22 protein-coding genes are annotated in these 21,104 nt (G+C 68.4%); 13 read left to right on the top strand and 9 right to left on the bottom strand.

All coding sequences use genetic code 11. The features are described 5' to 3' along the window. Positions 1-86 precede the first annotated feature (86 nt). From rpmH to CV_RS21820, 13 genes are all read left to right on the top strand, one after another. Positions 87-221, top strand: coding sequence for a 50S ribosomal protein L34 (rpmH, locus tag CV_RS21880; protein ID WP_011137953.1), 135 nt, complete (start codon positions 87-89; stop codon positions 219-221). A 4-nt stretch (positions 222-225) separates the two neighbouring features. Beyond that, a complete protein-coding gene (gene rnpA, locus CV_RS21875; RefSeq protein WP_011137952.1) occupies positions 226-591 on the top strand; it encodes a ribonuclease P protein component in 366 nt (121 codons plus the stop codon). Continuing rightward, complete coding sequence (gene yidD, locus CV_RS21870) at positions 567-776, top strand: membrane protein insertion efficiency factor YidD (RefSeq protein ID WP_043596958.1); 210 nt, start codon at positions 567-569, stop codon at positions 774-776. The genes rnpA and yidD overlap by 25 nt, the downstream gene beginning before the upstream one ends. 19 nt (positions 777-795) lie before the next feature. Beyond that, positions 796-2,433 carry a membrane protein insertase YidC gene (gene yidC, locus CV_RS21865; RefSeq protein ID WP_011137950.1) on the top strand — a complete coding sequence of 546 codons (1,638 nt, stop codon included), beginning with the start codon at positions 796-798 and terminating at the stop codon, positions 2,431-2,433. Positions 2,434-2,539: 106 nt separating this feature from the next. Next, positions 2,540-3,892, top strand: a complete 1,353-nt coding sequence (mnmE, locus tag CV_RS21860) for a tRNA uridine-5-carboxymethylaminomethyl(34) synthesis GTPase MnmE (protein WP_011137949.1) — start codon at positions 2,540-2,542, stop codon at positions 3,890-3,892. A 294-nt stretch (positions 3,893-4,186) separates the two neighbouring features. Beyond that, a complete protein-coding gene (locus tag CV_RS21855) occupies positions 4,187-4,717 on the top strand; it encodes a hypothetical protein (protein ID WP_043596953.1) in 531 nt (176 codons plus the stop codon). A 90-nt stretch (positions 4,718-4,807) separates the two neighbouring features. Then, positions 4,808-5,014 carry a hypothetical protein gene (locus tag CV_RS21850; RefSeq protein ID WP_011137947.1) on the top strand — a complete coding sequence of 69 codons (207 nt, stop codon included), beginning with the start codon at positions 4,808-4,810 and terminating at the stop codon, positions 5,012-5,014. A gap of 82 nt (positions 5,015-5,096) precedes the next feature. Continuing rightward, complete coding sequence (locus CV_RS23890; RefSeq protein WP_158303338.1) at positions 5,097-5,402, top strand: hypothetical protein; 306 nt, start codon at positions 5,097-5,099, stop codon at positions 5,400-5,402. 5 nt (positions 5,403-5,407) lie between these two features. Continuing rightward, positions 5,408-7,519 (top strand): peptidase domain-containing ABC transporter, encoded by a 2,112-nt coding sequence (locus tag CV_RS21840; RefSeq protein ID WP_052278891.1) that lies wholly within the window; start codon positions 5,408-5,410, stop codon positions 7,517-7,519. A gap of 14 nt (positions 7,520-7,533) precedes the next feature. Next, positions 7,534-8,253: a YIP1 family protein gene (locus CV_RS21835; RefSeq protein ID WP_158303337.1), complete on the top strand. Its 720-nt coding sequence runs from the start codon at positions 7,534-7,536 to the stop codon at positions 8,251-8,253. Between the two features lie 6 nt (positions 8,254-8,259). Then, positions 8,260-9,474, top strand: a complete 1,215-nt coding sequence (locus tag CV_RS21830; RefSeq protein WP_011137944.1) for an efflux RND transporter periplasmic adaptor subunit — start codon at positions 8,260-8,262, stop codon at positions 9,472-9,474. Continuing rightward, positions 9,471-10,160 carry an ABC transporter ATP-binding protein gene (locus tag CV_RS21825; RefSeq protein ID WP_011137943.1) on the top strand — a complete coding sequence of 230 codons (690 nt, stop codon included), beginning with the start codon at positions 9,471-9,473 and terminating at the stop codon, positions 10,158-10,160. Before CV_RS21830 ends, CV_RS21825 begins: the two co-directional genes overlap by 4 nt. After that, entirely contained in the window at positions 10,157-11,386 is a 1,230-nt protein-coding gene (locus tag CV_RS21820) for an ABC transporter permease (protein WP_080509093.1), read from the top strand. Before CV_RS21825 ends, CV_RS21820 begins: the two co-directional genes overlap by 4 nt. Before the next feature lie 57 nt (positions 11,387-11,443). Here the strand turns inward: CV_RS21820 and CV_RS21815 are convergent, their stop codons facing one another. The 9 genes from CV_RS21815 to CV_RS21775 all read right to left on the bottom strand — a co-directional run bounded on the left by CV_RS21815 (position 11,444) and on the right by CV_RS21775 (position 20,984). Further along, a complete protein-coding gene (locus CV_RS21815; protein ID WP_011137941.1) occupies positions 11,444-12,175 on the bottom strand; it encodes an ABC transporter permease in 732 nt (243 codons plus the stop codon). Continuing rightward, positions 12,172-13,101, bottom strand: a complete 930-nt coding sequence (locus CV_RS21810) for an ABC transporter ATP-binding protein (protein WP_011137940.1) — start codon at positions 13,099-13,101, stop codon at positions 12,172-12,174. The genes CV_RS21815 and CV_RS21810 overlap by 4 nt, the downstream gene beginning before the upstream one ends. Next, positions 13,098-14,237: an ABC transporter permease gene (locus CV_RS21805; protein WP_011137939.1), complete on the bottom strand. Its 1,140-nt coding sequence runs from the start codon at positions 14,235-14,237 to the stop codon at positions 13,098-13,100. Before CV_RS21805 ends, CV_RS21810 begins: the two co-directional genes overlap by 4 nt. 19 nt (positions 14,238-14,256) lie before the next feature. Then, on the bottom strand, positions 14,257-15,174 hold the full coding sequence (locus CV_RS21800) for a glycine betaine ABC transporter substrate-binding protein OsmF (protein ID WP_011137938.1): 918 nt from the start codon (positions 15,172-15,174) through the stop codon (positions 14,257-14,259). A 143-nt stretch (positions 15,175-15,317) separates the two neighbouring features. After that, on the bottom strand, positions 15,318-15,665 hold the full coding sequence (locus tag CV_RS21795) for a hypothetical protein (protein WP_011137937.1): 348 nt from the start codon (positions 15,663-15,665) through the stop codon (positions 15,318-15,320). A 145-nt stretch (positions 15,666-15,810) separates the two neighbouring features. Continuing rightward, entirely contained in the window at positions 15,811-16,116 is a 306-nt protein-coding gene (locus CV_RS21790) for a GIY-YIG nuclease family protein (protein WP_052263059.1), read from the bottom strand. Continuing rightward, positions 16,103-17,686 carry a TerC family protein gene (locus tag CV_RS21785; RefSeq protein ID WP_011137935.1) on the bottom strand — a complete coding sequence of 528 codons (1,584 nt, stop codon included), beginning with the start codon at positions 17,684-17,686 and terminating at the stop codon, positions 16,103-16,105. Before CV_RS21785 ends, CV_RS21790 begins: the two co-directional genes overlap by 14 nt. A 128-nt stretch (positions 17,687-17,814) precedes the next feature. Continuing rightward, the gene (gene ccsB / locus CV_RS21780; RefSeq protein WP_011137934.1) at positions 17,815-18,960 is read right to left on the bottom strand and encodes a c-type cytochrome biogenesis protein CcsB; all 1,146 of its coding nucleotides are present in this window, start codon (positions 18,958-18,960) and stop codon (positions 17,815-17,817) included. Then, positions 18,960-20,984, bottom strand: coding sequence for a cytochrome c biogenesis protein ResB (locus tag CV_RS21775; RefSeq protein ID WP_043598427.1), 2,025 nt, complete (start codon positions 20,982-20,984; stop codon positions 18,960-18,962). Before CV_RS21775 ends, ccsB begins: the two co-directional genes overlap by 1 nt. Between the last annotated feature and the right edge of the window lie 120 nt (positions 20,985-21,104).

Genomic DNA, 21,104 nt, shown 5'->3' with positions numbered 1-21,104 from the left:
GTCGGAGAAAATTCCTCGTTGACAAAGCCGCGAATATCGAGTCAAATCACGCGTTTATTTCCGTTTCGAAACAGGAAACCCATATCATGAAGCGTACTTACCAACCGTCCACCACCCGTCGCAAACGCACTCACGGCTTTCTGGTCCGCATGAAGACCCGCGGCGGCCGCGCCGTCATCGCCGCTCGCCGCGCCAAGGGCCGCAAGCGTCTGGCCGTCTAAGCCCTTGTCGGCTTACCGCTTTCGCCGTGCGCACCGGCTGTTAAAAACGGATGAGTTCTCATCCGTTTTTAGTTTGCGGCAGCAGCGCAGCAATGCGTTCTTCCAGGTGTTCGCCCGTCCCAACGGCCTGGACCACGCCCGCGTGGGCTTGGTGGTCGGCAAGAAGGTCGCCAAGCGGGCGGTACGCCGCAATTACATCAAGCGCTGCGTGCGCGAGTGGTTCCGCCTGAACCAGCAAGGCCTGGACGGCGTGGACTACGTGGTGCGCGCCAAGACGGCGTTTACCCGCGAGCAGCGCGCCGAAGCTGTAACGGCGTTGCAGGCGTTGTTTGCTAAACTGGCACGATGTCGCGCATCCTCATCCTCCTGATCCGTTTCTACCAGCTGGCTATCAGCCCGTGGTTGGCGCCGCGTTGCCGCTTCCAGCCCACCTGTTCCGGCTACGCGATCGAGGCGGTGAGTAAACACGGCGCGCTCAAGGGCGGCTGTCTGGCCGCCAGACGCATCTGCCGTTGCCATCCCTGGGGCGGCAGCGGCTATGACCCGGTTCCCTGAACTTTCCGGTATCGAGAAGATGGATTCCAAGCGACTGATAATCTTTGTTCTACTGTCCGTGGGCATCCTGTTTGGGTGGAATGAATATTTCATGCCCAAGCACACCCCGCAACAGCAAGCGGCCAAGACCCAGGCCACGACCGGCGCCGCCAACAACGTGGCGCAGCCGGCCGACGCCAACAAGCTGACCCGCGGCCAGCGCATCCAAGTCAAGACCGACCTGGTCGAAGCCGAGATCGATACCGTGGGCGGCGACCTGCGCTCGCTCAAGCTGCTGAAGCACGGCGCCGCCGAGGACCACAAGCAGCCGTTCCAGCTGTTTGAAGACAGCGCCAAGCGCGTCTACGTGGCCCAGACCGGCCTGGTGGCCGCCAGCAACCCGGCGCTGCCGACGCATAAAACCGTGTTCACCAGCGACAAGCCCAGCTACCAGCTGACCGGCGACACGCTGGAGGTGAAGCTGACCGCGCCGGACGCCAACGGCGTCAAGGTGAGCAAGGTCTACACCTTCAAGAAGAACAGCTATGAAATCGGCGTCCGTTACGACATCGTGAACGGCGGCGCCGCGCCGCTGGCCCCCACCGCCTACTACCGCCTGCTGCGCGACAGCCAGGCGCCGGAAGGCGAAGGCCGCATGGCCCACACCTACACCGGCCCGGCCGTGTACACCTCGGAACATAAGTTCCAGAAGGTGAGCTTCGACGACCTGGCCAAGGGCAAGGGCGACTACGCCAAGACCACCACCGACGGCTGGGTGGCGATGCTGCAGCACTACTTCATGTCCGCCTGGATCCTGAAGCCGCTGGACGGCGCCTCCGTGTGCAAGGACGAGCGTTCCTGCCGCTTCGAGCTGAAGGAAACCGCCGGCCTGAACTCCGCCGCCGCGCTGGTGGACTACGCCACCGTGGCCCCGGGCAAGAGCCTGAGCGTGTCCGTGCCGCTGTACGCCGGTCCGGAAGAGTACAACATCATCTCCAAGCTGGCCGACGGCATGGAGTACGCCAAGGACTTCGGCATCTTCTACATCTTCGCCTCGCCGCTGTTCTGGCTGCTGGTGAAGCTGCATGGCCTGGTGAGCAACTGGGGCTGGGCGATCGTGCTGCTGACGCTGACCGTGAAGGCGGTGTTCTACCCGCTGACCGCCGCGTCCTACCGCTCGATGGCCAAGATGAAGGCCCTGGCGCCGCGCCTGGAGCGCCTGAAGGCGCAGCACGGCGACGACCGCATGAAGTTCCAGCAGGCGGTGATGGAGATGTACAAGACCGAGAAGGTCAACCCGCTGGGCGGCTGCCTGCCCATGCTGATCCAGATCCCGGTGTTCATCGGCCTGTACTGGGCGCTGCTGGCTTCCGTGGAACTGCGCGGCGCGCCGTGGGTGCTGTGGTACACCGACCTGGCCCGCCCGGACCCGTACTACATCCTGCCGGTGATCATGGCCGCCACCATGTTCCTGCAGACCTTCCTGAACCCGCCGCCGGCCGACCCGATGCAGGCGAAGATGATGAAGATCATGCCGCTGGCCTTCTCCGCGCTGTTCTTCTTCTTCCCGGCCGGCCTGGTGCTGTACTACGTGGTCAACAACGTGCTGTCGATGGCCCAGCAGTGGTTCATCAACAAGCAGATCGAAAAGAGCAACAAGGCCGCGCTGCAATCCTGAGCGCCCCGTCCGAATTGCTGATGGAACCCGGCCACTGGCCGGGTTTTTTGCTGGATAATTGAGTGATGATAGCCGCAGCCGGCCGCCGGCTGCCCAAGGAATGCCGATGAACCTCAGCTACACCCCCGCCACCATCTGCGCCGTCGCCACCGCTCCGGGACGCGGCGGCGTCGGCGTGATCCGCGTGTCCGGCAAGGACCTGCTGCCGTTCGCGCAGGCTATTTCCGGCGGCAAGACGCCCAAGCCGCGCTACGCAACGTACACCGACTTTTTCGACGCCCACGGCCAGGCGCTGGACAACGGCCTGCTGCTGTTCTTCCCCGGTCCCAACAGCTTCACCGGCGAGGACGTGATCGAGCTGCAGGGCCACGGCGGGCCGGTGGTGCTGAAGATGCTGCTGGCGCGCTGCGTGGAGCTGGGCGCGCGGCTGGCCGAGCCGGGCGAATTCACCAAGCGGGCGTTCTTGAACGACAAGCTGGACCTGGCCCAGGCCGAGAGCGTGGCCGACCTGATCGACGCCAGCAGCGAAACGGCGGCCAGGAGCGCGCTGAAATCGCTGAAGGGCGCGTTCTCGCGCGAGGTGCACGGCCTGGTAGACGAGCTGATCAACCTGCGCATGCTGGTGGAGGCGACGCTGGACTTCCCGGAAGAAGAGATAGATTTCCTGAAGCAGGCCGATGCGATCGGCCGCCTGCGCCGGCTGCGCGCGCAGCTGGTGGGGGTGCAGGCCACCGCCAAGCAGGGTGCCATCCTGCGCGAGGGCATGCACGTGGTGCTGGTGGGCCAGCCCAATGTCGGCAAGTCCAGCCTGATGAACGCGCTGGCCGGCGACGACATCGCCATCGTCACCGATATCGCCGGCACTACCCGCGACACGGTGCGCGAGGAGATCGTCATCGACGGCGTGCCGGTGCACATCATCGATACCGCCGGCCTGCGCGACACCGACGACGTGGTGGAGAAGATAGGCATCGAGCGTACCTGGCAGGCGGTGGAGCGCGCCGACCTCGCCTTGCTGCTGGTGGACAGCCGCGAAGGCCTGACCGCCGAGGTGCAGTCCATCCTGGAGCGGCTGCCGCCGGCGCTGCCCAGGGTGCAGGTCTTCAACAAAGTGGACCTGTCCGGCGAGGCCGCCGGTCTGGCCGAGCAGGACGGCCACCCGCTGGTGCGCCTGTCCGCCCGCACCCACGACGGCGTGGACATCCTCAAGGCCAAGCTGCTGGAGATGATAGGCTACAGCGGCGCCGACGAGGGTGTGTTCCTGGCCCGCCAGCGCCACCTGGACGCCATCGCCCGCGCCGCCGACCACCTGGAACTGGCCGAAGCCGACTGGGAGCAGGTGGAAATCTTCGCTGAGGAATTGCGGATGGCGCAGAACGCGCTGTCCGAGATCACCGGCGAGTTCAGCGCCGACGACCTGCTGGGCGTGATCTTCTCGCGCTTCTGCATCGGCAAGTAGACCCCGAATCGCGCCGCGTCCCTGCGGACGTCCGTACGCAAAGCCCCGCCAGCCGGGGCTTTTTTCATTCCGGCTGTCCTTGTGATTTATATATCTAAAAATATCATATTACTTATTTTGATATTTCCTGTTGACATAAAAAGCCCGGCTAAATACTATGATTTCAGTAAATGACGTAGGTATAAAAATGCAAGTGAAAGTCAATTTTAATAATTAATTAATTGATATCTATCGATATTTTTTACTACGTTTCAGAACGATATCAATTCCGGGAAATATTTTTATCTGAACGCGATGGAGCCAGACGACATTTTTCCTGCCGGCGCGCGCGGCTTGTTCCGGCGCGAGGTTTTCGAGCGAAAGACGGCCGCGGAACCGGAGCCGGAGCCTTTCGAGCCCAAGTGGCGAGTATGCCTGGCGGCCTCGCTGGTGACGGCGCTGCTGGTGGCGGGCCTGGCGATGCTGGACCAGGCGAGGCAGTACCGCTTGTGCGGGCAGCGGGACGGCGATAACGGGGTGGGCGAGCCATTTTTTGTCACTTTTTATGCCAATGGCAAATCTGCGGCGGGGGTGGCGCCGGGCCGGGCGGTGCGCACGCGTTACCACCAGGGCATGTCCCCGCCTTCGCCGCCGCTTGTCGGCGTGGTCGTCGACGTCAGACAAGGCCGGCCTGATCCGCGGCAGGCAGGGGTCTGCTTGCGGCGCTGGCAGGACGGCGGGGCAGACTACCGGATACGGGTGCGCCTGCCGCCGGGCGGCTTCGGCGCCGGGGCCGGCGGCTGGGTCAGCGGCGTGCCGGAGACCGGCCCCGCCTTCCCGGGCTGAGCCTGACCGATCGCAGCAGGATTTCGGCCATCCGGCCGGGCGGTAACGGCCTTCCGCAGACAAGGCTGATTCAACTGAAGGAAGTAGAGCATGGCAATCCGTGAAGTTTCGATGCAGCAACTGGAAGACATCTCCGGCGCCGGCGCCGGCTGCCAAGACCTGGTCAGCGGTTTCTACGGCGGCCTGGGCGGCGTGCTGGGCGCGGCCGGCGGCCCCGCCGGCGCAGTGCTGGGCGCCACGGCCGGCGCCGGCGTCGGCGGCTGGGTGGGCCGTCGCCTGTGCAGCTATCTGGACTGATGCGCGCCGGCTAGCGCGGCTCGCTCCGGCCGGCGCCGGAGCGGCCGCGCGGCCGTATCGGAAATGCCAACGGAGGATGTCCATGTACTGGTCTGTACAACAATTGCTGGCCGCCAAGGTCGAGTCCGAACAGGAGCGGGCCAGCCTCGCCCGCGCGCTGCGCCGCCGCGACGGCCTGGGCATGGCGTTGAGGGTGGCCGGCGCGATGGCCGGCGTCGTCCTGCTGGGGCTGTTGCTGGACCGCTTGCAGTGGTCGCCGGGCGAGGCCGAGAGATGGCTGTTGCAGGTGCCGGCGGTGCTGCTGTGGCTGAAGCTGGCCGACCTGGCCTATCTGAACCTGCTGCTGCCGCGCAGGTTGTGGCGCTTTCGCAAGCGGGACGCGGCGTGAAGGTCATGCTGCAGGCGGAGGCCGGAGAGTGCGGCCTGGCCTGCCTGGCCATGGTCAGCGCCCGGCTGGGGCGCCACCTGAGCCTGGCCGAACTGAGGCAACGCTTCCGCGTCAGCGTCAAGGGCGCCACTCTGGCCCAGCTGGCGCGGCATGCGGCCGAGCTGAGGCTGCGCGCGCGGCCGGTCAGGCTGGAGCTGGAGGATCTGCCGGACCTGGCGCTGCCGGCCATCCTGCATTGGGATCTGAACCACTTCGTGGTCTTGCATGCGGTCCGGCGCGACTGGCGCGGCCGTGTGACGCTGACGGTGCTGGACCCGGCGCTGGGGCAGCGCCGCTTGAGCCTGGAGGCGGCGTCGCCGCATTTTACCGGCATCGCGCTGGAGCTGGCGGCGGCCGCCGATTTCGAGGCCGGCGGCCATCCGCCGCGGGCGTCCTGGCGCGAGCTCTTGGGACAGGCGCCGGTCTTTCGCCGCGCCATCGTCCAGCTCGGCATCCTGGCGATCGCGCTGGAGATCTTCGCGCTGGTGGCGCCGCTGTTCAACCAATACCTCGTCGACGAGCTGCAGGACGGTGTTGATCCCGGCGTGCTGACGCTGCTGGCCTGCGGTTTCGCCGGCGTCATCGCGACGCAGGCGCTGATCCACTGGGCCCGCAGCGGCCTGCTGATCCGCTGGAGCGCCGAGCTCGGTTATCGCTGGACGCACAAGCTGCACGCTCATCTGATCCGCCTGCGCGCGTCCTTCTTCGAGACCCGGCCGCTGGGGGACCTGGCCTCGCGGTTCGGCAGCGCCACCGCGCTGGAGGCGGCGCTGGCCTCGCTGCTGGTGGAAAGCGTGATAGACGGCATGATGGCGCTGCTGGCGATGGCGATGTTGGCCTGGTACAGCCCGGCCTTTTGCGCGGTCGCGGCCGCGTCGGCCGCGCTGTATGCCGGCCTGAGGCTGTTGTCCTATCCGCGGCTGCAGGACGCGGCGCTGCACCGGCTGTATGCCGGCGCCAAGGAGCACGGCCATTTTCTGGAGACCGTCCGCGCGATTTCGGCGGTGAAGCTGTTCGGCCGGGAGGCGGCGCGGCTGGCCGACTGGAGCCGGCTGAAGCGGGCGCAGATAGGCAGCGAGCAGCGCGCCCAGCGCCTGAGCGCGCTGTGCAAGCTGGCCAACGTCACGCTGCTGCGCGCGCAGGCGCTGGCGCTGCTCTACGTCGGCGCGCTGCAGGTGCTGGAGCGCCGGCTCAGCATCGGCATGCTGATGGCGGCCAGCCTGTACGCCGGCACCTTTTCCGGCCGGGTGTTCCAGTTGCTGGACAGCTGGGTGGACATCCGGCTGCTGGGCCTGCACGCGGGCCGCTTGGCCGATCTGTTGGGCGAGCCGCCGGAGGCGGACGATGCCGAGGCGGCCCAGACGGCGCCGGCGCAGGGGCGCTTGTCGCTGCGCGGGGTCAGCTTCCGCTACGGCGAGGGCGAGCCCTGGGTGCTGCGCGATGTCAGCCTGGACATCCCGCCGGGCCAGAGCGTCGCGCTGACCGGACCCAGCGGCGGAGGCAAGACCACGCTGGCCAAGATCCTGCTGGGCCTGCTGCAGCCGCAGAGCGGCGAGGTGCTGGTGGACGGCGTGCCGATCGCGCGGCTGGGGCCGGGGCGGCACCGCGCCTTGATCGGCACGGTGCTGCAGGAGGACATGCTGCTGTCGGGCAGCCTGCTGGGCAATATCAGCTTCTTCGACGAGACGGTCGATTACGCCCGCGTCGCCGCCTGCGCGCGGCAGGTGGGCATGCACGAGGACATCCTGGCGATGCCGATGGGCTACCACACCCTGGTCGGCGAGCAGGGCGCCGGCCTGTCCGGCGGACAGCGCCAGCGCCTGCTGCTGGCGCGGGCATTGTACAAGCGGCCCAGCATCCTGCTGCTGGACGAGGCGACCAGCCATCTGGACATCGGCAACGAGCGGGCGATAGGCGAGGTGCTGGCGCGGCTCAGGCTGACGCGGGTGATGGTGGCGCACAGGCCGGAGACCATCGCCACGGCGGAGCGCGTGCTGGTGCTGGCCGACGGCCGGGTCGACGAGGCCCCGGGCGGCCGCGCGCCGGCCGCGGCGGAACTTTTCACTGAATGTTTTTGATACGGACGCTCATCATGAATCAGACTTCTGTTCTCGCAGACCCGGCGGCGGCGCCGGGGCAATGGCGGCTATTGGCCGGCATCGTGCAAAACCCGGCCCAGGCCTTCAGGCAGATCGCGGCGCGGCCGCGCAGCCTGCTGCCGTTGTCGCTGATCGTCGCCGGCACCGCCCTGCTGTATCTGTGGTACTACGGCTGGGTCGACTTTGCCTGGCTGCGCGAGCGCCTGCTGGACCAGCTGGCCACGCCGGGCAACCGCGAGGCGGCGCTGAAGGCGGTGACCCGCCCGCTGATGCTGGGTTCCAGCATCGCCGGCGCGCTGATCACGCTGCCGCTGAGCTATCTGCTGCTGGCGCTGTATTTCCACGGCGTGGGCAAGCTGCGCGGCCTGGGCATCGGGCTGCGGCAATGGTATGCGCTGGTGGTGTGGTCGTCGACGCCGGCCTTGCTGGCGCTGCTGTCCGGCGCCGTGCAAATCCTGGCCGCCAGCGCCGGCCGGCTGGAGCCGTCCCAGCTCGATCCGCTGTCCTTGAACCAGCTGCTGTTCCATCTGGATGTCGGCCATGCCTGGGCCGGCGTGCTGGACAGCGTGGACCTGGGCTCGTTCTGGAAGCTGGCCCTGCTGGCGATAGGCTACAAGACGTGGAGCGGCGACCGCTGGCCCGTCAGCGCCGCGGTGGCCTGGGCGCCGGCCGCGCTGTTCTACGGCGTCTGGATCGCCTTCAAGGCCTGGTGAGCGGATATGAAGCGGAAGTGGTTGGGCCCCGCGCTGCTGGTCGCGGTGGCGGCGCTGCCTTTCGTGGCGCGCGCGTTCAGGCAGGAGACGGTGTACCAGGTGACGGCCGCCGTCGCCGCGACGCGGGAAATCCGCTCGTCGGTGCTGGCTTCCTGCAGCCTGGTCTACCAGGATCAGGCCCAGCTGTCGTCCGAGGTGACCGGTAAGGTCAGCGCGGTGCTGGTGCGGGAGGGCGACCATGTGCGGGCCGGCCAGCCGGTGCTGAGGCTGGACGACGAGGGCTATGCCGCCGAAGTGACGCAGCAGGCGGCCGCGGTCAGGCAGCAGGCGCTGCAGCAGCGGCAGCAGGCGCTGACGTTGGCGAACCAGCAGTCCGCCTATCGCCGCAAGGAGGCCCTGCACCGGGCCGGCATGGTGGCGGACGCGATGCTGGAGGACGCCCGCTACGCGGTGGACGAGGCCAGGGTAGGCCTGAAGAACGGCGGCGAGCAGCTGCGGCAGAGCGAGGCGGTGCTGGCCCAGGCCAGGCAGCGCGCCGCCAAGACAGTGATCCGCGCGCCGATGAGCGGCGTGGTCACCTCGATCGACATCAAGCCCGGCGAGACGGCCATCGCCAGCCAGGTGGGCATGGTCACGCCCAGCCTGATGACGATAGCCAATACCGGCACCATGCTGGTCGAGGCCAATATCGACGAGGCGGACATCGGCGGCGTCGGCAGCGGCCAGCCGGCCAAGGTGCAGCTGGTGGCTTATCCGGGCGCGCCGCTGTCGGCGACGGTGCTGCAGATACCGCTGTCGCCGAAGCGCATGGCCGGCGCGCCCGCCGGCGTGCCGGGCGGACAGGCGCGCAGCTATCCGGTGCGGCTGGCGCTGTCCGGAAGCGGCCGCGGGTTGCTGCGGCCGGGCATGAGCTGCCGGGTGGAAATCTTCACCACGCGGGCCGGCAAGGCGCTGACGGTGCCGCTGCAGGCGGTGTTGTCCGAGGCGGAAACCTCGGCCCGCCGCGATGCCGACGCCGGCGACGGCGAGGCGAGGGTGCTGGTGGTGAAGGATGGCCGGCTGGAATCGCGGCGGGTCCGGACCGGCGAGTCGGACGACGCCCAGCAGCAGATACTGTCCGGATTGCGCGCCGGCGAACGGGTGGTGACCGGGCCGGCCAAGCTCTTGTACAGCCTGAAGCCGGGCGACGCGGTCTCGGTCCAGGACGGGAGGCCGTCATGACGCCGCTGATCGAGCTGCGCGGCATCTGCAAGCGCTACCAGCAGGATGAAGCGGCGCCGCCGGCGCTGTCGGCGCTGAATCTCAGCGTCAGCGCCAACGAATACATCGCCTGCGTCGGTGCCTCCGGCTCGGGCAAATCGACGCTGATGAACATCATAGGCTGCCTGGACCGCCCGAGCGCCGGCGAGTACCGGCTGAACGGCGTCGATGTGGCAGGCATGACGGACGACCAGTTGGCTCGGGTGCGCAACCGCGACATCGGCTTCGTGTTCCAGAGCTTCCACCTGCTGCCGCGGCTGAGCGCGCTGGAGAACGTGATGCTGCCGCTGGTCTACGCCGGCGCGCCGGGCGCCGAGCGCGAGCGGCGCGCCGCCGAGGCGCTGCGCAGCGTCGGACTGGGCGCGCGGCTGCAGGCCAGGCCCAACCAGCTGTCCGGCGGCCAGCGCCAGCGGGTCGCCATCGCGCGCGCGCTGTGCGCCAGTCCGGCGCTGCTGTTGGCCGACGAGCCGACCGGCAATCTCGATTCCGCCACCGGGGAGGAGATCATGGCCTTGTTCGACCGCCTGCACCAGGAGGGGCACACGCTGATCCTGGTGACGCATTCGGACGAGATCGCCGCCCGCTGCCGGCGGCGGATACGGATGGCCGACGGCCGTCTGGTCGCGGACAGCGGGGAGGCGGCATGACGATGCTGCTCGAATGCTGGCGCAACGGCTGGCGCAGCCTGCGCGGCCATCCGATGCGCAGCCTGCTCAGCGCGCTGGGCATCGTCATCGGCGTCGCCGCGGTGATCGCCGTGATCGCGATCGTGCAGGGGCTGTCGCGCTCGGTCAGCGAGAATTTCGACCGCCTGGGCGCCAACAGCCTGAGCGTGGAGGCCAAGACCGAGCTGGAGGAGGCGCTGCAGGGGCGGCGCAATCGCCTGGGCTGGGCCGATTACCGGCAGATCTTGCGGCAGGAGGGCGGCACGGCGGCGCTGGCGGCGTCGTTCGCGCCGTTCGGCGACTACGGCGCGACTGTCCGCTACGGCCGCCGCACCGCCTTCGCGGCGGTCAACGCGGTCACCGCTTCCTACCAGACGGTGCAGCAGGCCTTCGTGCGGGAGGGGCGCTTCATCCGCAACAGTGACGACCGCTCCCGGCGCAAGGTGTGCGTGATAGGCAGCGATCTGGCGGCCAAGCTCAAGCTGCCGGAGAGGCCGGAGGGCGAGTTCGTCGAGGTGTCGGGCGAGTGGTACAAGATCATAGGCGTGATGGAGTCGCGCGGCGCGGTCTTCGGCGTCAGCAGCGACAACTATCTGCTGATACCGTTTTCCGCCGGCCAGGCCGCGCTGGCCGCCGGCAACCCGCCCGATTTGTCGATCGCGCTGAACGTCGCCGATCCGGCGGCGCTGGAGCCGGTGCGGCAACGCCTGCGCGCGCTGCTGCGCCGGCTGCACCGGCTGGGGCCGGGCCAGGCCGACGACTTTCGCATTCAGAGCGCCCGCCAACTGAGCGAGGCCTTCCACGCCATCGTCGACGGCATGAGCCTGGGCCTGGCCGGCATCGTCGGCATCTCGCTGCTGGTGGGCGGGATAGGCATCATGAACGTCATGCTGGTGTCGGTGACCGAGCGGACGCGCGAGATCGGCCTGCTGAAGGCGCTGGGCGCCCGGCGCGCGCACATTCTGCTGCAATTCCTGTCCGAGTCGGTCTGCCTGTCGCTGGCCGGCGGGGCGGCCGGCGTGTTGGGCGGCTATCTGCTGGCCGGCGCGTTCTCGCTGCTGGTGCCGGCACTGCCGGCGCCGGCGGTGCCGTGGTGGGCGGTCGCGCTGGCACTGGGCTTCACCGTCACCGTCGGCTTGGTGTTCGGCCTGGCACCGGCGGTCAAGGCGGCCAATCTGGAGCCGGTGGAGGCGCTGCGCTATGAATAGCGCGGCGGCGCACTTGTCCACAGCGCGTCCCGCCGGCGATTTTTATCCACAGGCCGCTCAGCCGCGCTGCGACGGACTCAGCCAGTCTCCGAGCCATTGAAAGGCTTGGTCGACGACGATGGCCAGCAGCGCCACCGGCAGCGCGCCCTGGATCACGTAGGCGGTGTTGAAGCCGGACAGGCCGACGATGATGGGCAGGCCCAGCGTGCGGGCGCCGACGGTGGAGGCCAGCGCGGCGGTGCCGATATTGATCACCATCGCGGTGCGCAGGCCGGCGACGATGACCGGCGCGGCCAAGGGCAGCTCCACCCGCCACAGCATTTGCCGCGGACTCATGCCCATGCCGCGGGCGGTTTCCAGCGCGTCCTCGGGCACCGAGGCCAGGCCGGCCAGCGCGGCGTGGGTGATGGGCAGCAAGCTGTACAGCGCCAGCGCGATCAGCGCCGGCGCGGCGCCGAAGCCGATCAGCGGCACCGTCAGCGCCAGCACCGCCACCGGCGGGAATGATTGGGCGATGGACAGCAGCGTTTCCAGCAGCGGGCGAAAGTCGCGCCCGGCGGGCCGGCTGGTCCACAGCGCGGCGCTGATCCCCAGCAAGGCGGCCGCGCCGCCGGACAGCGCGACAATGGCCAGGTGGGCGAGCAGCAGCTCGCCGAAGCCGTCCTGCAGATACAGCGGGCGGTCCAGTTCGGGAAACCAGTCATGGAACAGCGGCGCGCTGCGCGGCAAGGCCAGCAGCAGCGCGGCCAGGGCCAGCGCGCTGGCGATCAGCCCCGCGCGCCGTTTCATGCCGCCGCGCCCAGCAGGTCTTCGAAGCGCAGCGCGCCGACTTCCGCGCCTGCGGCGTCAATGACGGGCAGCGCCGCCGCGCCTTGCACGATGAAGGCGGACAAGGCCTCGCGCAAGGTGGCGTCGGCGCGCAGGGGGGGGCCTGCCGCCCGTTCGCCCGGCCGCATCCGCTCCGCCACCCGTTGCAGGCCCAGCAGCCGCACGCCGGCCTCGTCCGGTTGAAAGAAGCCGCGGACGAAGTCGTTGGCCGGATGCAGCAGGATGTCGCGCGGGCTGCCCTGCTGCTGGATGCGGCCCTGGTCCATCACCGCGATGCGCTGTCCCAGCAGCAGCGCTTCGTCGATGTCGTGGGTGACCAGGATGATGGTCTTGCCGGACAGGCGGTGGATGCGTGCCAGCTCCTGCTGCAGATTGGCGCGGGTCACCGGGTCCAGCGCGCCGAAGGGTTCGTCCATCAGCAGCAGGTCGGGATCGGCCGCCAGCGCCCGGGCCACGCCGACGCGCTGTTGCTGGCCGCCGGACAGCTGGTGCGGATAGCGGCGGCGGAGACCGTCGGGGAGCCGCAGCAGCGCCAGCAGCTCGTCCACCCGGGCCTGTATCCGCGGGCGCGGCCATTTCAGCAGCTGCGGCACCGCGGCGATGTTCTGCTCGACGGTCCAGTGCGGGAACAGGCCGACGGACTGGATGGCGTAGCCGATATGGCGGCGCAGCTGCTCCGGCGGCTGGGCACGGATGTCGCGGCCGGCGATGCGGATTTCGCCGCTGTCCGGCGCAAGCAGCCGGTTCAGCATTTTCAGCATGGTGGACTTGCCGGAGCCGGAGGTGCCCACCAGCACCGCGAATTCGCCGTCGGCCACGGTCAGCGACAGGTCCGATACCGCGGGCGCGCCGTGGAAGGCTTTGCTGACATTGGCGATTTCAATCATCGCGGTGCGCGCTCCAGCCGGTAGGCCAGCAGCTTGAAGACGGCGTCGCAGCACAGGGTGAGCAGCACGATGGGCAGCACGCCCAGCAGCACCTGGTCCGGCGCGCTGGCGGACAGGCCCTGGAACAGGATGGCGCCGAAGCCGCCGGCGCCGATCAGCGCCGCCACCGCGGCCAGCCCAACCGCCTGCACCGTGGTGACGCGCAGGCCGGTTATGAGTACCGGCAGCGCCAGCGGCAGCTCCACCTGGAGGAGTATCTGCCGCGGCGACATGCCGATGCCGCGCGCGCTGTCGCGGGCGGCGGCGGGCACCTGGCGCAGCGCGGCCAGCGTGCCGTGGGTCATCGGCAGCAGCGAGTACAGCGTCAGCGCGGTGACGGCCGGCGCCAGGCCGACGCCGGCGATGCCCGATTGCGGCCACAGCCGTCCCAGCCACGCCAGCGGCGCGATCAGCAGCGCGAACAGCGCCAGCGAAGGAATGGTCTGCAAGGTATTCAGGAGCGGGAACAGCCAGGCCCCGACCCGCGGCAGGCGGAAAGCCGCCAGCCCCAGCGCCGCGCCCAGCAGCGCGGCCGGCAGCACCGACAGGCCTACCAGCTGCAGATGGCGCACTAGCGCCTGCCGGAAGGCGTCCGGGTCGTTATGGTATTCGCGCAGCAGCGCCAGCGCGTCCAGCTGCCCGGCGGCCAGCAACGCCAAGGCTGGCAGGCAGGCGGCGCAGACGGCCAGCGCGCGGACGGGAAGGCTCAGGGCCAGGCCGCGCAGCGATTCGGCCAGTTGCAGGCAGGCGGCCAGCAGCAGCAGCCAGAAACCCGCGCTGAAAGTCGTGCGGGCCAGCGCGTCCGGATCGCCGCCGCCCAGCCGCGCGGCCTCCTGGCCGGCCAGCAGCAACAGCCCGTTGGCCAGCAGGACGGCGCACAGCGCCAGCAGGCGATGCAGCCGGCGCGAGATAGGCAGCCACGGAGACAGCAGCAAAGGCAGCGCCGGCGCGATCAGCCAGAGCGCGCCGGTCAGCGCGGGCAGGCGCAGGCCCTGGCCGCCGAGCAGGCGGTTGGGCGCGTGGCTGAGCAGCGGGCTGCAAAAGCCCGCCAGCAACAGCAGCGCCAGGACCAGCTGCATCCGGTTGCGCAGCCGCATCAGGCGAACGGCCCCAAGGTCACTGGATGAAGCCCTTGCGCTTCAGATAGCCGGCGGCCACCTGGCGCGCGTTGCGGCCTTCCAGCGCGATGCTGGCGTTGAGTTTCTGCAGCGTGGCGGCGTCCAGCGACTGGAACACCGGCTTGAGCCAGACGGCGATGTCCGGATGGCGGGCCAGCGCGTCGGCGCGGATGATGGGCGTCGGCGCGTACACCGGCTGCACGCCCTTGGGATCGGCCAGCGCGACCAGGCCCAGCGCGGCCACCGGGCCGTCGGTGCCGTAGGCCATCGCCGCGTTGACGCCGGAGGTCTGTTCCGCGGCCGCCTTGACGGTGGCCGAGGTGTCGCCGCCGGCCAGCGCCAGCAACTGGTCCTGGCGCAGCTTGAAGCCGTAGGCGTTCTGGAAGGCCGGCAGAGCGTCCGGCCGTTCGATGAACTCGGCCGAGGCCGCCAGCTTGAAGCGGCCGCCGCGGCCCAGCCAGGCGCCCAGATCGGCCAGCGTGCGCAGGCGGTTGGCGTCGGCCACGTCGCGGCGCACGGCGATGGTCCAGGTGTTGTTGGCCGGCGCGGGCGCGAGCCAGACGATGCGGTTCTTGTCGTAGTCCAGCTGCTTGACGCGCTGGTAGCCGGCGGCGGCCGATTTCCACGCCGGGTTCTTTTCGTCGGAGAAGAAGAAGGCGCCGTTGCCGGTGTATTCGGGATAGATGTCGATCTCGCCGGCGGCGATGGCGGTGCGCACCACCTTGGTATTGCCCAGCGACAGCCTGCCTTCGGTCTTCACGCCATGGGCCTCCAGCACCTGCTGGATGAGGTTGCCCAGCAGCGCGCCCTCGGTGTCAATCTTGGAGCCGACGCGGACGGCGTCGGCGGCGCAGGCCGTGGCGGCCGTCAGGATGCCGGCCAGCAGCGCGGCGATGCGGGACATGCGGTTTGACATGGTTCCTCCCCGTGGCGGACCGGCCGCGCTCGCAGCCGCGCAGGATGACGATGGCGTTCACTATACCGCCCATTGCGCGCTTGCGGCCAGTTTCTGAGGGAAGGAGACGCGCTGGCCCGCTTTCGGCGCGCGGGAGGGGGCGGCTAGTTGCCGTTCTTGATCTGGCGGCTGACGCCGTTTTCTTCCTGGTTCAGGGTCTTCTGTTCCTGCCTGGTGATGTGGCCGCGATCGAGCTTGGCCATGCCGCGCTCCTGCTGGCGGATGTCGTGGTCTTCCTTGTGCAGCTTGCGCGCTTCGGCCTTGCTGATCTGGCCGTTTTTCCGTTCCTGGTTGATGCGCTGGTTCTGTTTGGCCAGCCGTTTGTTGACTTCCGCGCGGCGCGGATGCTCCTTTTGCCACTGGGTTTCGTCGGCCTGGGCGGCGCCTGCGAAGGCTAGGCCGCAGACGGCGAGCAGGACGGCGGACAGGGTGGTGCGAGCGAGCGGGTTCATGGCGGTTCTCCCGTTGAAGTTCAGGCTAGGTTTGCCTGCACTTCAGCCTAAGCTTTCCTGGAAGAGATAGTCTGAAACAGACATATGTACATATATGTAAATACGCCTGTCTTTACAGCTGTTTGCAAAGTGCGCGGAAGCGGCGTCAGGATGACGGGCCGGCATCGCCGTGGGCGCGCAGGAAATCCCGTTTGGCCGCGGCGGACAGCCGCTTGAACGCGTGCTCGGCGCGCAGCGCGGCGGAGCGGTCCGGGTATTCGATCACCAGCTCGACGGCGAGCGGCGGGTTGAGGCGGGTGTAGCGCGCGCCCTTGCCGGCCTGGTGCTGGCGGTAGCGGCGCGCGACGTCGGTGCTGACGCCGGTGTACAGCGCGCCGTCGGCGCAGCGCAGCACGTAGAGAAACCAGGGCCTGGACGGCCCCGGTCCATGCTCAGGCTCAGATGGCGGCATCGAAGCCGTCGGCCAGCGGGCTGATCAGCACGCGCTCGGTGCGGTTGCCCTTCTGCGCGGTGACGCGCAGCTTCCATTCGCCGACGGTGACTTCGTCGCCCTCGCGCGGGATGCGCTCCAGGCAGTCCATCAGCAGGCCGGCCACGGTGTGGAAGTCCTCGTCCTCGAAATCGCCCAGCGTCAGGTACTGCTCCAGCGTGACGAGCTCCAGGCTGCCTTCCACGTCGTAGCTGCCGTCCGGCTGGACCACGATGGCCGGCAGCTCGTGGCGCTCGTGCTCTTCCGGGAATTCGCCGGCGATCGCCTCCATCAGGTCCTTCTGGGTGACGATGCCTTCCAGGCTGCCGAACTCGTTGACCACGAAGGCCATGTCGGCGGCGTGCTGGCGGAAGCTCTCCAGCGCCTTCAGCACGGTGACGGTTTCCGGCAGCACCAGCGGCTGGCGCAGCGCGGCGTCGATGTCCAGCGGGCGGCCGTCCAGCAGCTGGGCCAGCAGGTCCTTGCGGGCGACGATGCCCAGCGGCTCGTCTATGCTGCCGTCGCGTATCACCACCAGGCGGGAGTAGGGGCTGTCGCGCAGCGCCTTGCGCTGGGACGCCTCCGGCTGGCTCAGGTCCAGGCGGTGGATGTCGGCGCGCGGGGTGGCGATCACGCGGATCGGCCGCTCGGCCAGCGTCAGCACGCTGTGTATCATCGCGCGCTCGTTCTGGCCGAAGGCGGTGTCCTCCACCGGCTGCGGGCCGGCTTCCGGCTTGGCTTCGTCGGCGCTGGCGGCGGTCAGGCGGCTGCCCATCAGGCTCAGCACCGTGTTGGCGGTGCGCTCGCGGAAGCTCTGGGTGCGGTTCAGGTAGCGGATGCGGTTGGCCTGCGATACCTGGTTGAAGGCTTCGATCAACACCGAGAAGCCGATGGCGGCGTACAGGTAGCCCTTGGGGATGTGGAAGCCGAAGCCTTCCGCGATCAGGCTGAAGCCTATCATCAGCAGGAAGCCCAGGCACAGCATCACCACGGTGGGGTGGGCGTTGACGAAGGTGGTCAGCGGCTTGCTGGCGGCGATCATCAGGACCATGGCGATGACGACGGCCAGCATCATCACCGGCAGGTGTTCGGACATGCCGATGGCGGTGATCACCGAGTCGATCGAGAACACCGCGTCCAGCACCAGGATCTGGGCGACCACGGTGGCGAAGGCCGCGTAGGCGCGCTGCGCGCCGCCCTTCACGTGTTCGACGCCCTCCAGCCGCTCATGCAGCTCGGTGGTGGCCTTGAACAGCAGGAACACGCCGCCGCACAGCATGATCAGGTCGCGGCCGGCGAAGGACTGGCCCCAGACCGAGAACAACGGCGTGGTCAGGGTGACCAGCCAGGAGATGCTGGCCAGCAGGATCAGGCGCATCACCAGCGCCAGCGACAGGCCGACGATGCGGGCGCGGTCGCGTTGTTCCGGCGGGAGTTTTTCGGCCAGGATGGCCACGAAGATCAGGTTGTCGATGCCGAGTACGATCTCGAGGATGATCAGCGTCAAGAGGCCCAGCCAGGCGGCGGGGTCGGACAGCCATGAAAGGTCCATGATGGTGTAAAGCGTTCCTTGTGCGATAAAAAAGCGATAAAAACGCTACAAGGATACCAAATGACGGCGCGCCGGGCAGGGAAAATGCAAAAAGCCCGGCGCAGCCGGGCGGGTCGGAGCGGGCTGGTTCACAGGCCGCCGTAGGAGTGCAGGCCGGACAGGAACATGTTGACGCCGAGGAAGGCGAAGGTGGTGACGGCCAGGCCGATCACCGCCCACCAGGCCAGCGGCGCGCCGCGCCAGCCCTTCACCAGCCGGATGTGCAGCCAGGCGGCGTAGTTCAGCCAGACGATCAGCGCCCAGGTTTCCTTCGGGTCCCAGCTCCAGTAGCCGCCCCAGGCGTCGGCCGCCCACATCGCGCCCAGGATGGTGGCGATGGTGAAGAACAGGAAGCCGACGGAAATGGCCTGGTACATCATTTCGTCCAGCACCTCGGCCGCCGGCAGGCGGTCCTTCAGCCAGCCCTTCTGCACCATCAGCTCGCCCAGCCCCAGCATCGCGGCCAGCGAGAAGGCGCCGTAGCCGACGAAGTTGGCCGGCACGTGTATCTTCATCCACCACGACTGCAGCGCCGGGATCAGCGGCTGGATGCCGTGCGCCTGGCGGTCGAAGCTGTACCACAGGATGAAGCCGACCGCGGCGCTGATCACCGGCAGCACCAGCGCGCCGGATTGCGCGGCGGCGAACTTGGCCTGGTAGTACAGATACATCAGCGCGGTGATCAGCGTGAACAGCACGAACACTTCGTACAGGTTGGACACCGGGATGTGGCCGACGTCCGGCGCGATCAGATAGCTTTCGTACCAGCGCACGAACAGGCCGGCCAGGCCCATCACGGCCGCGGCCCAGGTCAGGCCGGCCCCCATTCGGGCCAGCTGGGCCGAGCGGCGGGCCAGGCCTATCCAGTACACGGCGGTGGCCAGGAAGAACAGCGAGCACATCCACATGATCGCCGACTGGCTGGACAACGCGTACTTGAGCCAGAACGCTTGCTGGCCGCGGGAGAGGTCGTGCTGGTACAGCTGGATGCCCAGCAGCGCCACCCCGCCCGCCAGCGGGAAGAACCAGCGCCAGGCCGGCCAGAACCAGCCCAGCGCGACCAGGCCCAGCGCCGAGCCGGCCAGGATCGCCTGCTCGTAGGCATCCATCGCGTGGTGGTAGAGGGTGAAGGCGCAGCCGGCGGCGACGGCGATCAGCAGCGCGTACGCCCAGTCCCAGCGGTCCAGCCGGCGCCACAGCGGCAGGCGGTCGAATCTCGTTGTTGCCAGTTCCATCATGTTCCCCGTGTCAGCTGTTTGATCGCGTCGAGATGACGCTGGAAGTCGGTATCCAGGTCGCGGTTATGGCGGTTGGAGGTCATGGCCACCCGCAGCCGCCGGCCATCGATGCGTATCCACAGGCGTTGTTCGCGCACATAGAACATTAGCACGATGCCCAGCACCAGCAAGACCGATCCCAGGTAGACCAGCGTCTTGCCCGGCGAGCGGGTCAGCTGCAGGCCGGACGACTGCACCTGGTCGAAGCCCTCCAGTTGCAGGAACACCGGCGAGCCGTAGTCCTGCAGCGCGCTGGCGGCCACCAGGCCGTCCAGCAGGAAGCGGTAGTGGGCGGCGTCGGCGGCCAGCGGCTTGGCGCCGGCCCTGTCGTCGGCCGCCGCCATCACGTCCACCACCGCGCCCTGCAGGATCTTGATATAGGTCTGCGCCACCGCCTGGCGCTTGTCGGCCGGCACCCGCTCGTCCAGGAACTGCTCCAGCGCGGAGAAGCCGCCCGAGGCGAAGCGCTCCAGCACGCCCTTGACGCTGTCGCCGAACTGCTTGGCCAGCTTGCCGTCGATGACGCCGCCCTGCTGCGCCTTGCGGGTGGCGCGCGCGGCGACCTCGTCGTACAGCGACGGATCGCGCAGCGCGGCGTACAGGCGCATGAAGCGGTCGACCTGCATGTCGTCGTCCAGCGGCATGCGCAGGTACTGGAAGGGATCGGCCGGCGTCTTGCGCATGCCGGCCATCAGGTAGCTGGCGCCGTCCTGGGCGATCGGCGCCATGTAATGGACGTACTCCACCGCCTGGCCCTGGGCGTCGCGCAGCTTGAAGGTGATGGACGGGCCGTAGTTCTTCAGATCCTTGTGCTGCTTCACCTCGCGCGCGTCGTGCATGCGCTGGCCCAGCGTGGGGTCGCCCTCGCCCGGTTTGGCGACGTTCTCGATGTTGAACACCCTGAGCTCGCCGAACTCCAGCGCGTAGTCCTTGCCGTTGGCGCGCAGCGGCTGGCTGCTCATCGACACGCCGGAGAGCGCCACCGGCGCGCTGCCCGGCGCGGCCAGGTTCCAGGCCTTCAGTTTCAGCGGCGAGCCGCCGTCGCCGAAGCTGGACTGGTAGATGGCGACGCCGTCGACGATCAGCGGGTGGTTGACCTGGACCGTGGCTTCGGTGGTCTTGCCGCTGGCCTTGTCCGTCACCACGATGTCGCTGGCGAACAGCTTGGGCATGCCGTTGCTGTAGTAGTCGACGTGGAATTTCTTCAGCGAGACGATGAAGGGCAGCTCCTGCACCAGGTAGCCGTTGCCGGAATTGAGGAAGGTGACGTCGGCGCTCTTGCCCTCGGCGATGGTGACGTTGCCGCGGAAGGACAGGTTGGCCGGTCCCAGCCGGCTTTGTTCCGGAATCCGGCTTTGCGGGATGTCGCGGGTTTCCGGCACGATGCGGCCGGCCAGCTCGCCCAGCTTCAGCGGCAGGTTGCCGTCCAGCAGGCCGCCGACGCAGATCACGATCAGCGCGATGTGGGCGCAGAAATAGCCCAGCTTGCCGGCGGCGCCCTTTTTGGCGGCGATCAGCCTCGCGCCGCCCTCGCGTTCGGCCTCGCGCCAGCGGAAGCCCTGGCCGCGCAGGTAGCCGAGCAGCCTGGACGGCTCGACCGCCTCGGCCTCGAACGCCTGGCTGTGCGGCATCGCCGCCAGCGAGTTGTCGCTGGCCCGCTCGCGGTAGCCGCGCATCTGCTTGATGAAGCCGGGGCCGTTGCGCAGGATGCACAGCGTGGTGGACAGCACCAGGAAGGCCAGGATGATCAGGAACCAAGCCGAATGGTAGACGTCGTACAATCCGAGCATCTCGAAAGCCTGGAACCAGAACTGGCCGAATTCGAAGGCGTAGTTGGGATAGGGCTCGTTCTGCTTGAGCACGGTGCCGATGATGGAGGCGATGCCGAGCACGGTGAGCAGGCCGATGGCGAAGCGCATCGAGCTGAACAGCTCGTACAGCGCGCGCGGCGTGGTTTGGCGACGGTGTGTTGTTGTTTTCATGATTCGGAACATAAAAAGGGAAGCCCGCCCGGGGCTTCCCTTTTGAATGAGGCGGAGCGGCAAAGTTGCGTCCGGCCGCGTGGAAGACGCCGCGCGGCGGGCCGGTCTCCGGCTGCGGGC

The organism is Chromobacterium violaceum ATCC 12472 (assembly GCF_000007705.1).
In the GTDB taxonomy this organism is placed as follows: Bacteria; Pseudomonadota; Gammaproteobacteria; order Burkholderiales; family Chromobacteriaceae; genus Chromobacterium; species Chromobacterium violaceum.
Note: the sequence above shows the minus strand (reverse complement) of the source record. Positions and strands in the feature narration are given on the sequence as shown.

Bases quoted from the DNA above. Each gene is read 5' to 3' on its own strand.
- CV_RS21790 (WP_052263059.1), bottom strand. From the start codon at position 16,116: ATGCCGCCATCTGAGCCTGAGCATGGACCGGGGCCGTCCAGGCCCTGG.
- mnmE (WP_011137949.1), top strand. From the start codon at position 2,540: ATGAACCTCAGCTACACCCCCGCCACCATCTGCGCCGTCGCCACCGCT.
- CV_RS21775 (WP_043598427.1), bottom strand. From the start codon at position 20,984: ATGAAAACAACAACACACCGTCGCCAAACCACGCCGCGCGCGCTGTAC.
- CV_RS23890 (WP_158303338.1), top strand. From the start codon at position 5,097: ATGTACTGGTCTGTACAACAATTGCTGGCCGCCAAGGTCGAGTCCGAA.
- yidD (WP_043596958.1), top strand. From the start codon at position 567: ATGTCGCGCATCCTCATCCTCCTGATCCGTTTCTACCAGCTGGCTATC.
- CV_RS21835 (WP_158303337.1), top strand. From the start codon at position 7,534: ATGAATCAGACTTCTGTTCTCGCAGACCCGGCGGCGGCGCCGGGGCAA.
- CV_RS21830 (WP_011137944.1), top strand. From the start codon at position 8,260: ATGAAGCGGAAGTGGTTGGGCCCCGCGCTGCTGGTCGCGGTGGCGGCG.
- CV_RS21810 (WP_011137940.1), bottom strand. From the start codon at position 13,101: ATGATTGAAATCGCCAATGTCAGCAAAGCCTTCCACGGCGCGCCCGCG.
- rpmH (WP_011137953.1), top strand. From the start codon at position 87: ATGAAGCGTACTTACCAACCGTCCACCACCCGTCGCAAACGCACTCAC.
- CV_RS21850 (WP_011137947.1), top strand. From the start codon at position 4,808: ATGGCAATCCGTGAAGTTTCGATGCAGCAACTGGAAGACATCTCCGGC.
- CV_RS21825 (WP_011137943.1), top strand. From the start codon at position 9,471: ATGACGCCGCTGATCGAGCTGCGCGGCATCTGCAAGCGCTACCAGCAG.
- CV_RS21840 (WP_052278891.1), top strand. From the start codon at position 5,408: ATGCTGCAGGCGGAGGCCGGAGAGTGCGGCCTGGCCTGCCTGGCCATG.
- CV_RS21805 (WP_011137939.1), bottom strand. From the start codon at position 14,237: ATGCGGCTGCGCAACCGGATGCAGCTGGTCCTGGCGCTGCTGTTGCTG.
- CV_RS21815 (WP_011137941.1), bottom strand. From the start codon at position 12,175: ATGAAACGGCGCGCGGGGCTGATCGCCAGCGCGCTGGCCCTGGCCGCG.
- CV_RS21800 (WP_011137938.1), bottom strand. From the start codon at position 15,174: ATGTCAAACCGCATGTCCCGCATCGCCGCGCTGCTGGCCGGCATCCTG.
- CV_RS21855 (WP_043596953.1), top strand. From the start codon at position 4,187: ATGGAGCCAGACGACATTTTTCCTGCCGGCGCGCGCGGCTTGTTCCGG.
- ccsB (WP_011137934.1), bottom strand. From the start codon at position 18,960: ATGGAACTGGCAACAACGAGATTCGACCGCCTGCCGCTGTGGCGCCGG.
- yidC (WP_011137950.1), top strand. From the start codon at position 796: ATGGATTCCAAGCGACTGATAATCTTTGTTCTACTGTCCGTGGGCATC.
- CV_RS21785 (WP_011137935.1), bottom strand. From the start codon at position 17,686: ATGGACCTTTCATGGCTGTCCGACCCCGCCGCCTGGCTGGGCCTCTTG.
- CV_RS21795 (WP_011137937.1), bottom strand. From the start codon at position 15,665: ATGAACCCGCTCGCTCGCACCACCCTGTCCGCCGTCCTGCTCGCCGTC.
- CV_RS21820 (WP_080509093.1), top strand. From the start codon at position 10,157: ATGACGATGCTGCTCGAATGCTGGCGCAACGGCTGGCGCAGCCTGCGC.